Source organism: Endozoicomonas ascidiicola (genome assembly GCF_001646945.1).
Lineage (GTDB): Bacteria > Pseudomonadota > Gammaproteobacteria > Pseudomonadales > Endozoicomonadaceae > Endozoicomonas > Endozoicomonas ascidiicola.
In genome coordinates, this window is record NZ_LUTV01000008.1 from 130,419 (window position 1) to 142,743 (window position 12,325).

The 12,325-nt window shown below is 48.3% G+C and carries 12 protein-coding genes and 2 tRNA genes; 2 read left to right on the top strand and 12 right to left on the bottom strand.

The window, feature by feature from the left end:
* Positions 1-172: 172 nt before the first annotated feature.
* The 11 genes from AKL11_RS21075 to gspE form a co-directional block, all read right to left on the bottom strand.
* A tRNA-Asp gene (locus AKL11_RS21075) sits at positions 173-249 on the bottom strand.
* Positions 250-282: 33 nt separating this feature from the next.
* Positions 283-358 (bottom strand) — tRNA-Val (locus AKL11_RS21080).
* 74 nt (positions 359-432) lie between these two features.
* Positions 433-939, bottom strand: a complete 507-nt coding sequence (locus tag AKL11_RS21085; RefSeq protein ID WP_067521678.1) for a type II secretion system protein M — start codon at positions 937-939, stop codon at positions 433-435.
* Complete coding sequence (gene gspL, locus AKL11_RS21090; RefSeq protein ID WP_067521679.1) at positions 936-2,345, bottom strand: type II secretion system protein GspL; 1,410 nt, start codon at positions 2,343-2,345, stop codon at positions 936-938. The genes AKL11_RS21085 and gspL overlap by 4 nt, the downstream gene beginning before the upstream one ends.
* A 3-nt stretch (positions 2,346-2,348) precedes the next feature.
* Positions 2,349-3,404 carry a type II secretion system minor pseudopilin GspK gene (gene gspK / locus AKL11_RS21095; protein ID WP_067521680.1) on the bottom strand — a complete coding sequence of 352 codons (1,056 nt, stop codon included), beginning with the start codon at positions 3,402-3,404 and terminating at the stop codon, positions 2,349-2,351.
* Positions 3,394-4,128 (bottom strand): type II secretion system minor pseudopilin GspJ, encoded by a 735-nt coding sequence (gene gspJ, locus AKL11_RS21100; protein ID WP_067521682.1) that lies wholly within the window; start codon positions 4,126-4,128, stop codon positions 3,394-3,396. Before gspJ ends, gspK begins: the two co-directional genes overlap by 11 nt.
* Complete coding sequence (gene gspI, locus AKL11_RS21105; protein ID WP_067521684.1) at positions 4,125-4,520, bottom strand: type II secretion system minor pseudopilin GspI; 396 nt, start codon at positions 4,518-4,520, stop codon at positions 4,125-4,127. Before gspI ends, gspJ begins: the two co-directional genes overlap by 4 nt.
* On the bottom strand, positions 4,517-5,029 hold the full coding sequence (locus AKL11_RS21110) for a prepilin-type N-terminal cleavage/methylation domain-containing protein (protein WP_172807352.1): 513 nt from the start codon (positions 5,027-5,029) through the stop codon (positions 4,517-4,519). The genes gspI and AKL11_RS21110 overlap by 4 nt, the downstream gene beginning before the upstream one ends.
* Positions 5,030-5,047: 18 nt before the next feature.
* Positions 5,048-5,494, bottom strand: coding sequence for a type II secretion system major pseudopilin GspG (gspG, locus tag AKL11_RS21115; protein WP_067521686.1), 447 nt, complete (start codon positions 5,492-5,494; stop codon positions 5,048-5,050).
* Positions 5,495-5,523: 29 nt separating this feature from the next.
* On the bottom strand, positions 5,524-6,744 hold the full coding sequence (gene gspF / locus AKL11_RS21120) for a type II secretion system inner membrane protein GspF (RefSeq protein WP_067521687.1): 1,221 nt from the start codon (positions 6,742-6,744) through the stop codon (positions 5,524-5,526).
* A 50-nt stretch (positions 6,745-6,794) separates the two neighbouring features.
* A complete protein-coding gene (gene gspE, locus AKL11_RS21125) occupies positions 6,795-8,279 on the bottom strand; it encodes a type II secretion system ATPase GspE (protein ID WP_067521858.1) in 1,485 nt (494 codons plus the stop codon).
* A 395-nt stretch (positions 8,280-8,674) separates the two neighbouring features.
* Here gspE and AKL11_RS21130 point away from each other — a divergent pair, with 395 nt between their 5' ends.
* Together AKL11_RS21130 and gspD are read left to right on the top strand one after the other, a co-directional pair.
* Positions 8,675-9,295, top strand: coding sequence for a type II secretion system protein N (locus tag AKL11_RS21130; RefSeq protein WP_157673699.1), 621 nt, complete (start codon positions 8,675-8,677; stop codon positions 9,293-9,295).
* Positions 9,296-9,317: 22 nt separating this feature from the next.
* Entirely contained in the window at positions 9,318-11,372 is a 2,055-nt protein-coding gene (gene gspD, locus AKL11_RS21135) for a type II secretion system secretin GspD (protein WP_067521691.1), read from the top strand.
* A gap of 39 nt (positions 11,373-11,411) precedes the next feature.
* On the opposite strand, the gene AKL11_RS21140 is transcribed toward gspD, so the two are convergent.
* Positions 11,412-12,287: a prenyltransferase gene (locus tag AKL11_RS21140; protein ID WP_157673700.1), complete on the bottom strand. Its 876-nt coding sequence runs from the start codon at positions 12,285-12,287 to the stop codon at positions 11,412-11,414.
* Between the last annotated feature and the right edge of the window lie 38 nt (positions 12,288-12,325).

A 12,325-nucleotide genomic window follows, 5' to 3' on the forward strand; every position in this document is an offset into this window, starting at 1 on the left:
AGGCAAAGTCCTCCACTTTTTCAGAGAGAAGAGAGAAAACGGCAAAAAAACAGTGAAAAATAGCTTGTTTGAGGGGAGGGCGAATCCTCCAGCGAAATGCGTTTAACCCTTTGTTTAAAGGGCCTATAAACGACAAAACCCTTACGACAGGTATCGTAAGGGTTTCAATGTATGGCGGACCGGACGGGACTCGAACCCGCGACCTCCGGCGTGACAGGCCGGCATTCTAACCAACTGAACTACCGGTCCGCTATTTTCATGAGGCATTTGCCTACAGGAAAGTGGTGGGTGATGACGGGATCGAACCGCCGACATTCTGCGTGTAAAGCAGACGCTCTCCCAGCTGAGCTAATCACCCTGAGTTGATGGCGGCTATCATATCGAATCAGGAAAAACTGTCAATCCCCTTTCATAAATTTTGGGCAACTATTTTCACTGACTCAGAAGGAGGTAGCTCTTTACTCGACCATCTTCGGGCAGGCTGTCGATGCGAATCTGTTGTACCGAGATATGATGCTGATTCTGCAAGAGCACCAACCATTTAAGCAATTTTTGATAGGCTGCATCTTCCACCCATACCGCCAGTCCCTGACGATCCGGCCTCACTTTTGCCAACGTTATGCCCGTTTGTTGCGCCAACCGGTTAACGACTTGCGTAATATCCCCTTTGGGGGCAAGCGTCTGTAGTTTTTTGGCTTTGTTCAGATGATCGTTAAGCCAGAGGCTGGTTTCTTTCTGGTACAGATAATCACTTTCCTGCTGTTGCGCCCACTCGGTGGTTGGCTGCCAGATCAAAAAATAGATCAAGCCAACCAGCACACCTATGCAGAGCACTTGCAGGGATTGTTTTTCCCGGGGAGCGCATTGTTCATAGCGATGTTGAGTCTGCTGCCATAAGGCACTGTTTCGAATGCGCTGGCTGAGATTTTGTATCGTCATTTTTGAGCAGTCTCCCTGATGGAGATATGGGCGATGATGCCTTCTTTCTCTGGAGTTGAACGAGTGATCTGACTGTTCAGCCCCATGGCATTAATATGACCAATAAAGCGATGAATCGTTTCCTGTTGATCCGCAGTCACCTCCAGTTTCAAAACGCCGGACTGTTGATTGAAATCCAATACATCTGGCTGCAGTCCAACCTCTGCTCCCATTTTCTCCATAGCGGTGGAAACACTTTGTAGCATGGGTAAAAACGGTGAAAGCTCCGACGGTGTATCAAGATTTTTTAGTCTGTTTTCCACTAGTCTTTTTACATTAAAAGACAGTTGCTGCCTTTTTAGCGCTTGCTGCGCCTGGCGATCATTGGCAAATACCGTCAGATAACTGTTTACGGATTCGTTCCAGAGCGCCGCCTGCTGTTGCTGATAAACTATCCCTTCTGCAGCAGTAAACCCCAGCTCAACCAACAGCCACATTCCTGCTAAAGCCGCTACCGGCCACCAGCGTCGCAAGAACCGGTTGGTTTTTTTAGAACAGCGATAGCTGCCCTGACGAAAATTCACCAGTCGATTCGACTGCCTGAACGAGAAAAACTGATCTGCCAGATAATCCAGTAACGAGTGCTGAAAGGGGCGCTGCTCAACCTGAAAGCCACGTCGTGTAAGGAATGTACTCACTTCTTCTAGCCGAGATGGCTCAAGCATCCACTCTTTATCGGAAAACCGTAGCCTTACGCATTCAGGATCATCACCCTGGGATTCTGTCCCACGCTCTTGAACCGAGCTGTCTAGTCCCAATGCCTGTTCGTCATTAAATACAAACGGCAAAGCATCATAATTCAAAGCTACGATTTCACGTTCATGTTCATCGTGACAGGATCTGGATAGAGACCAACCATCGTTATCTAAAAACAGAGTGGTTTTTTCATCCTCCGATTTCAAGAATTGCAATTCCGGCAGAATATACGACGGTGATATTCCACAACGTTCAAACAACGCCAGCAGGTTTTGAATTATTTCATGAGTTATCGCAGCGACAGCCACGTTGAGATTTTTATCGGGCTGGCCACTGACGATGTGCATTCCATCGATATCCTGAGCCAGATGCTCTTCAACCAGATAGGGCAACGCTGCGTGTAAATGTTTTTTCTGGCCGGCATTAATACCCAGCTCCCGATAGAAACATAACAGCCCGCCAATGAGTAGAACACTCTCTTCATAATGAGAATGAGCATCGTCATCCTTTTGCTTCACTGCTTGCAGTGCAGCGCCTAACTGCTCAATAGTGCCCAGATGAAGATCACCACATCGTTCACCCGTTTGAGTGTAAAAACCCCATTGCACAACCTTGTGCGAGTCCAGAGAACCCGTGACCGACGGAATGCGAATCAGTAGATTTGTTTTCATTATTTAAGGCTCATCGCTGGTATTATCCCAGTCCCAGTAATGGCTGGGGCCAACTTCTCTGCCTATGACCTGCACATGCCCTTCGTTGTTTCTATACAACAGAGTCTTTAAATAAAATGTGCTGTCCCGATAGGTTGCTTTAATTTGTGCACTGAAATACTGGCTGGAAAACCCAACCACATTTTCAGGAAACATCCCGGCTTTGCCTGCCAGCGCCACCTGCCGATTCAACTCGTCCATGGTGGCCAAGCCTGTGTACTCCCGGCTTTGGTTAATCAATAAAACATCCCCTTCGGTGATATTATTATTTATCGACCGTATGACCTCCGAAGGGGCGGTATTGATATTCATTTTGGCAGTAACCGGTATAACCGTAATATAAGACAGCAACTTTTCAACATCCGGCTGTGAAAAACCATCCACCAATAATAATTCCGTCACTGACACCATAGGCATCTGCGCCACACGCCGGGGTGGGGCCAGTGAAAGGTAAACGGCATCAGCAGCGGATTCTGACACACCTTTTTGCTGTGACTGGCTCACCCATTGACGAACCTTTTTTGCCAGTGCCGGATCCATTGACTGACTCTGTAACAGATTTTCAAACATAGCGAGGTAATCCGGTCCACTTTGTTCACGGGGTTTTTCTTCCTGACCCGGTGGCTGCGCCAATGCGTTCAGATTAAATAGCCCCTGCTCGTCGATTACCTGAAGCTCTATCTTTCCCTGCTCCACATCGTAATCCACGGTGCGAACATTCCAGTCTTCATTAAAAGAGTCTGCCATCCGCTCATTTTGTTTATCCTGCTGAAAATCTTGCTCGAGTAACATGGCTACGAGTTGCTCCGCACCCATGGCGTAATGTTTGGCCTGCACTCTTTCCAGGTAATGGGTATTTTTTTCCGTGTGCAGCCAGAGGTTTGTGACAATCTCTGAGGCGACGGCGGTAATCAGCAGGAAGATCAGCAAAACATAAATCAGAGCAATGCCAGACTGTTTATTGTTCAAATGATAGCGCGAAGTATGCCGAACGGTTTTTTGGGCAAGCTCAGTAACCATTGAGCCCTCCCGGCGGTAATTGTGTGGGGTTCGCCGGTGACGATTGTGAACCATTAAAAGCGGGCTCAGCCCCTCCCTGCTCTGGATTGACTACCTCTGGCTTATAAGTACTAAGAGGTACCAGAGTAATCATCGAGCCTTTTTGTTCATGGATAATGGTTAACTCAATGGCAGCAGGGATTTGCGATAATCCATCGGATGAAGGTGCGCCAGGCAATTGCACATTTGAGGGCCATTGGTTCACCCAGCGTTTATTACTATCGAGAAACCGGAACCGGGCACTTTTGACATCTGCGAGTACCTTTTGCCGAATGGGAGATGCATCCGGCGCTCGATCCAACATCGACCAGTAGTAACGAATCAACTCAGAGCCTTCTACAGAATAGGCAACCCGCTGCAGGGTGCTTCGAGTCAGTTGCAGAGGGTTATCCCAACCCATTCGGGTGAATTCAATCAGGGCGCCGTTAACAGCGGGTGATTTCAGTGCAGGCTGGATGATTCCAGCGTTATCTCTCACAGGCCTGCCCACGATCTGCATAAGATCCTTTTCCAGAATCACTTCGGCTCTTTGCACTTTATCCAGTTCACTTAATACCGACTGGGTGACTTCCCGGGCGCCCGTCACGGAAATAAATAGTTTGTAAGCTGCGGTGCTGATGATGCCAAAAATGGCAATGGCGACCATGAGTTCTAATAACGTAAAACCTTGGGAGGACGCCTTCATTTCGGCTTCCTCAACCAGGTAGACAGCCTCACCAATGGCGCAGCGCCTTTTTCTGGCGCCGATGCCCCGGCGTGCACTTCCACTTGAACCTTGCGCAAATCCGGTGAATCTGTGTTTTCAGAACTTTCTTTCACATACCACGAGTAGCCTGCATATTCTTCAACCCTTGGGCTGACCGCAGGGCCACTCCAACGACCTTCCGCCTGAAGCACCGTGAGGTAATGATCCGCCACCTGAGATGCCAGTATCTTTTCCTGTTGATAACGGGTTTGGCGAATGCTGTTGCCATCCGTAAGAATCAACAACGAAGCTGCCAGCGCGAATACGGCCAGCGCCACCATAACCTCCAGCAAGGTAAAGCCTGAGAGCGACGTTTTGTGGTGCTGGATCATTCCCTGACTCTCTGTAAATCCGATAAACCGTCCGTACTCAGGGAAATCGGTGTCTGTTTACGATCCGTTGGGATTATTCTTAATAGAAAGGGCGTTGTCTGAAAATCCCGGTAAAAGACAATGGATGGTTTGTCATCTTCCGACTCAAGGAGATTTGACGATTCCGGGGATTCAAGACGCAAACTCATAGTCTCTGGCATGACATAAGGTTTAAAAGGTGATTCCTCCAACCGCTGCCACGTTAAACTCTCTGCCGGTAACACCCACCAGACATATCCAGAATCATCAATGACCGAAAAACCATAATGGAGGTTATCCAGCATGGCCCGATCTCTGGCCTGAGAAAACAGTGATTCCAACCGGGAAGCTTCGTTCTGCATCACGCTGTGAAAACTCCGGGTGATCGGGCTCAACAAGGTAATGCCCAAGAGCACACCGATGATGACAATCACCACCAGTATCTCTATTAAGGTAAAACCCTTAGCGTTTCCCGAAGTCCGCTGGCGCAACAATGCCCTTTCCTTTTCTTAAAGATCCCAGTTACCAATATCGGCATCCAGCCCTTCGCCACCTTCACGCCCGTTGGCACCGTGGGAAAAGAGATCGTATTTGCCATGATTGCCAGGCTGAAGATAAAGGTATGGATTGCCCCATGGGTCTACCGGCACCTTTTTCAAATAGCCTTCCGGATTCCAGTTGCGCGCTTCTGGTGGCGATGATGGCTTTTCAATCAAAGCCTCAAGCCCTTGATCCATCGATGGGTAAAAACCATTATCCAAACGGAACAGCTCAAGCGCCTGAGCAACCGTTTCAATATCAGAACGGGCAACAGTGACTTTTGCCTGATCCGGACGGGATAGGATTTTAGGTGCCACCATGGCCGCCAGAATACCCAGGATCACCACGACCACCATGATTTCGATCAGCGTAAAACCCGCCTGACCGGCTGTGCGTTGTCGGATTCTGTTGAACATTGATCTATTCTCCATGGAAAAATACAGGCTCACGCCAATAACTGATTCATATTTAAGATCGGCAACAGTATGGCCAATACAATCATCATCACCACACCGCCCATGACCACCAGCATCAACGGCTCCAGCAAACCCAGCATAATGGTAATCCGACCTTCCAGCTCCATCTGTTGATGGTTGGCGGTGCGTTCCAGCATTTGATCCAGCTCGCCGGTGGATTCACCACTGGCAATCATGTGCAACATTAATGGCGGAAAGTAACCGGTGTCGGTCATGGCACGGTTGAGACTGGAGCCTTCACTGACTTTTCTGGCTGCGTTTTGAACGGCTTGTTGAATGGCGTTGTTATTCACAACTTGCGCGGCAATCATCAACGCTTCCACCAACGACACACCACTGCGGGTCAGGATTGATAGCGTACTGGCAAACCGTGCAGCATTTGCCGTGCGAACAAACCGACCCACAAAAGGAAAGCGAAGCAGTATCTGGTGCCAGGAAAGGCGAATCTCTTCATTTTGCAACAAGCGTCGTACACCAATAATGGTGAGCGCAATACCGCCAAATATAACCGGCCACCAAGTCTGAAAACCTTCACTGGCCGCAATCAATAGTTCGGTAATTAAAGGCAATTCCTGACCGGAATCCGTGAACACTTTCACCACATCTGGCACAACGTAACCCAGAAGAAAGCCCACAATGCCCACGCAGGCCATCATTAAAATGATTGGGTAAACCAGAGCTTGCTGAATCTTCTGCCCGGAGCGCAGGGTTGCCTCGGTATAATCTGCCAACCGCTCAAGCACGCGATCCAGAAAACCGGCATGCTCTCCGGCTGCCACGGTAGCTCGATACATTTGGGGAAATACGGAAGGGAACGCTTCCAGACTTTTTGCCAGGGTGTAGCCCTCGAGAACTTTGGAACGCACTGCCAGAAGAATGTTTTTAACTCGACGCTTTTCCTGCTGCGCTGCCACGCCATTCAACGCTTCTTCTATGGGCATGGCTGCCTGAATCAAGGTTGCCAACTGCCGGGTTATGGTCGCCAGCTCAATGGCCGAAATGCCTCGGTTAAACAAGAAACCGCTTCGCCCTTCGCCTTTTTGTTTTCGATCCACCAACGCATTGACTGATAGAGGCGTCCACCTTTCATCGCGCAGCATTTGCCGAACCTGCCGCTCGCTATCGGCTTCGCGGGTTCCCTTTCGCTGCTTGCCCTGTTTATCCAGAGCGACATATTCAAAGGCGGCCATGATGTTGATCCATACTGGTCTTTAACGGAGGCTGTCCAATAATGGACGGCCTAATCTTTCTGCGTGACTCGAAGCACTTCTTCTAACGTGGTGATGCCCTCAATTACTTTCCTGCAACCATCGTCACGGATACCAGCGCTGTGCTTGCGAACATAATCGGTAATTTCCTGCTCGCCCTTGAGGCTGTGAATCATTCGGCGCACCTGCTCATCAACCACCACCACCTCATAAATACCCGTACGCCCCCGGTAACCACTGAAATTACAGGCCTTGCAACCATTGGCATGAAACAACGTGACATCCTCATCAATGGGCAATCCCAACTCCTGACACTCCGCATCATCGGGAGCATAAGGCTTTTTACAATCCCGACAGAGAACTCGAACCAAACGCTGAGCAACCACCCCTAATAGACTGGACGACATAAGAAAAGGTTCAATTCCCATATCTTGCAATCGAGTCAAAGCGCCCACCGCCGTGTTGGTGTGAAGAGTTGATAACACCAAATGCCCCGTCAAACTGGCCTGAACCGCAATTTCTGCAGTTTCCCGATCACGGATTTCACCCACCATCACTACATCCGGATCCTGACGCAGAATCGCCCGCAGCCCACGAGCAAAGGTCATATCAACCTTGGTGTTCACCTGAGTCTGACCAATACCCTCAAGGTGATACTCGATGGGATCTTCCACCGTCAGAATATTTCGACTGGCGTCATTTAGCTGGGTAAGGCTGGCGTAAAGGGATGTGGTTTTTCCGGAACCCGTCGGGCCTGTCACCAAAATGATGCCGTAGGGTTTACTCAATAAAGATTCGATTTGCTGGCGATTTTGCGCCGTCATCCCCAGATGTTTCAGTTGCAGGCGCCCCGCTGCCTTATCCAGCAAACGCAGCACCACTCGCTCACCGTTACTTGAGGGTAATGTGGACACACGCACATCCACATCTTTACCGGCTACACGGAGTGAAATTCGCCCATCCTGAGGCACCCGTTTCTCGGCAATATCCAACTTTGCCATAACTTTAATACGAGAAACCAACAGTGCCGCAATGGTTCGTTCAAGCGACAACACTTCTCGCAAAACGCCATCAATGCGAATTCGAACCACCAGGCTGGATTCAAAGGTTTCGATATGCACATCCGACGCCCCTTCGCGAATGGCTTCAGTGAGCAAAGCATTGATCAGGCGGATCACCGGGGCATCATCACTTTGCTCCAATAGATCTTCCGTCACCGGTACTGCATCAGCAAGGCTGGTCAAATCCAGATGATCACCAATACCCGCCGCATCCTGAAGTGCCTCGGAACTGTCGTTGTGATAACACTGAGCCAACACTTCTGACAGTTTTTCGCTGCTCACTTGCTGAAAGCGGGGGAAAAATCCAACAAAACGGCTCACTTCCGCCAGCAACGCGGGTGCTGGCGACTGACTGAAATAAAGTGTGGGAATTCCGTTCTCCAGCTCTGCCAGAACCACGCCGTAACGTTTGGCAAAGCTAAAAGGCAGTTTTGAAAGTACGGCGGCATCCGTCATGGGTTCACTTTCTGACTCTTCAATCAGCACGGACAAGGTCGATACTCCTGAAATCTGCAATCTTTTTAAGGGAAGTGGCATTGAAAAACATACCACCGTTCGCACTGAGCTTGTCGAAGTGCGGTGCTACCATCCTTCGACAGGCTCAGGATGAACGGATTATCTGGTATTTTTCTAACTACCCCTACCCTAAGTGTTAGATTTGAATTATTCGTTTCTGGTAAACGCCAATTTCTTTAAAAAACAAAACTCTTATGCTTTTATGTAGACTAAATAATAGTCTATTAATTTAAATAATAGTCTATTAATTTATATAACTTCTTCTTATTAAAGAAAGAGCAATTCAATTGACCTATTTGAAAGCAGCGGCCATACCCTCGTTTCTGAACGCATTTATGAAGCGAAGCCAAAAAAGCCATCGAAACCTGATTATTATGGTCATTTTTCTGGCAATGGGCGTTAGTGTTGGCGCACAGGTATTACACTTCTATTGGCAATTAACCGAAAACCAACCGAATCCTGACTCAATGAATAAAACAAAAGTTTCAGAATCAGAAGCCAAAATTAACGTTGAAGATTTTGAACTTATCTTTGGATTCAGTGATCAACAAACTAACCATTCCAATAGTGAAAAGAATATTCCCATCACCCGAATGAACCTGACTCTCCGGGGGATCGTTGCCAATCCAGACAATATAGAGCATGACAGTGCGATTATTCAGTCATCGAATCAAGATAAGCTCTATGTTCCCGGCGACACTCTCCCTGGAGGTGCTACCTTAGACAGAGTTCATTCTGACCATGTGATTATTAAACGGGGTAATCAACTGGAAAAACTGTACTTCCCAGAAGCTACCCGGGACTCAAGAGCCTTACAGGAATTCAGGCCAACGCTTGATGAAACACCAGTACCAGAGGAAAGCCAACACGATATTCGAAACTACCCCGATGACATGTCTCTTGAAGAGCGAATGCAGGAAATCAGAGAAAGACTTCAGGAAGCGGGTCAAGAATAAGTAAGCTAATAACGGTTAATACATGAAAATCAGTTTAATTATTTCAGCGACCAGAATTTTTCAGATAGTTACTATCTGCCTTGTCGCCATAGTAAATACCGCATCTGCAGAGGCGCCACCCGCTGCATCAGAAGAAAGCCTTTGGACGCTGAATCAGCAAAATGCCGATATCCGGGAATTTATTGGTCAGGTTGCCAGAATCACCGGCGAAACCATTGTTATTGACCCCCGCATCAAAGGAGGAAATACCGTCACCGTTATTTCCTCCAAACCGCTCAGCCGTGATGAGGTTTATGATGTCTTTCTGGAGGTCTTATCCGCCAATGGTTATGCAGTCATTCCTAAAGGCGACGGCAAAATCATCAGTATTGTGCCTACCACTCAAGCCAAGACCAGTAATACCGGTGGAAATGATAAACCAGATGGCGTGATGACCACCCGGGTGATTGAGTTACACAGTGTTTCCGCAGTCGAAGTAATCCCCATCATTCGTCCATTGATCGCACAGTATGGGCATGCCGCAGCCTCTGCTTCCAGTAACGCAATTATCGTCAGTGATCAGGCAGACAACGTTGAACGAATCACCAAACTCGTTCGGGAACTGGATGACGCAGGCAACAATGACTACGAAGTGGTTCAGCTGAAACATGCCTGGGTTGGCGATGTCGCTAAAATCATCTCGGACACCCTAGTGGGTGGTAAAGGACAAATCCCCAGCGGATTGCAAGTGATTGCCGATGAGCGCAGTAATCGTCTGGTTATCAAAGGCAATGCCAATAAACGCTCCCGGGTAAGAAAGCTGGCAGACACTCTGGATAAAGAGGGCATTCGCAAGTCCACCACTAAAGTTATGTTTTTGAGTTTTGCCGATGCCAAGAACATTGCTGAGATACTCTCAGAAGCTTCGAGCATTATTCAGAGCAGCCAGGACAACGGCACATCCTCTGCTGCAGAGTCATACAATCCAGCATCATCAAGTTCCACTTCCCAACTACCCGGCAATGGCGCCTCAGCCACAAAATCTGGCAATAAAAGCCGAGCAGCCAAATCCAATGCGTTTGTTAAAGCGGATGAAACCCAAAATGCCCTGGTGATGATTGCTGACCCCGGCACGCTTCAGGAAATGGAAAGAATCGTCCGTCAGCTGGACGTTCCAAGAGCACAGGTTTTATTAGAAGCCGTTATTGTCGAGGTCTCAGGCGGTATTAATGATGCACTGGGAGTTCAGTGGGGCATTGATGGCACTGACACGATTCGTGGCGTCAGCAACGAGAACACCAAGAGTAAAATAACCGGACATATACTGGACAACGCTGCCATTGCTCTGGGCTCTCTGGCCATTAGGGCGGACAACTTTGGCGTACTCGTCAGCGCCCTCAGCTCTCGCTCCAACAATAACATTCTGTCTACACCCAGTATGCTGACACTGGATAACGAAGAAGCCGAGCTGGTTATTGGCAAAAACATTCCAATCAAAACCGGTTCTTACCAAACATCATCCAGCGGCAACAGCAACAACCCGTTCACCACCACTGAGCGTAAAGATGTTGGTCTGAAGCTGAAGATCACACCCCACATCAATGAAGGAAACAGCTTGAGATTGATACTTGAACAGGAAGTGTCTTCTCTGGATGTGGGCACCACAAAACAACTGCTTGGCGCCGACAGTGATGATTTGCTCTTTAATACCCGCAGCCTGAAAACCGCGGTTTTAGTCGACGATGGTCAAACGGTAGTCATTGGCGGATTGATCGAAGACATCAAATCAAAGAGCCGCAAGAAAGTCCCCTTCTTTGGCAGTATTCCCATTATTGGTCGCCTCTTCCGTTACGATCAGGATGGCGACGAGAAAAAGAATCTGATGTTATTTATCCGCCCCACCATCATGAGGAACTCCGAAACTCTGGTAAAAGCCACAGAAGACCGATTCACCAAGCTGAAGTTGATTGGTAATGGCGCTGTTAAATCCGTTAACTTGCCCGAAAAACCTCAGGATTTGTTTGAACCAGAAACCTATGACCTGAGAAATAATTCTGGCAAAAAACCTCGATCTAAAAAAAGTAAAAATAGTGATTAACAAGAAAGCCCCCATGGGCTTTCTTTCATGTGTTTAGGTTTATACGACAGCAAGAATAAAGCAAACCCCAAAAACCATAAAAAACCGGCCTGTTAATGGTGGCAGCCTGACCATTTCCGCATCGCCAGAATGGTTCGCCAACAACTTTAACGGCGTAAAAACAAACGGCAGTGGAATGATCAGGTAAAGCGGGTTATGCAACTCGCCCAGCCAAAACAACAACACACTGAATGGGAACACTGCCAGCAATACCGTTGCATAAAGCCTCTTGCTCAATTTGATGCCTGTTCGTACGGTCAATGTGCGGATGTTATGCCCAAGATCATCCAGATAATCCCGAATTTCATTGGATAACAGCAGCGCAGAGGCCAATAGGCTGACAGGAATTGAAATCCACAGTACCTCATTACTCCAGACACCACCAACTGCATAAAAAGCGCCACTCACCATCAACACACCGGTAAACAAAAATACGGCAGGCACTCCCCAGCCACGGTGCTTATAGACGACAGGTTCACCGGTATAAAAGTATCCACCTACGACACCAAATACGCCCAACAACAGTAATGGCCAACCAACTTCTATGACTAGCCACAAGCCCATCAGACAGGCAATAAATGCACAAACACCTGCCAGAATAAAATTTCGGTGAATCTGTTTTACCACTTGTCTGGCCAGCTCACCGGATCGTTTTTTCCACAACACAACATCGGCATGATCATTGGCCAGATTGCTGGCGGCCTGAAGTAAAACACCGGCCAGCATCACCAACAGTGCTCTTAACCAATCACCATAGCCCTGCTGATACGCCAATACGACGCCAAGCCCACAGGTGACCAAAGCAACTGAATAAGAAAAGGGGCGCAGAGCTCTGGCAAGCCGATATTTGTCCGGGTTAAGGTCAAGGGCATCCACTGGCAGGCTCCTGAGAAAAAGCGGGAGGATAAGTAAAA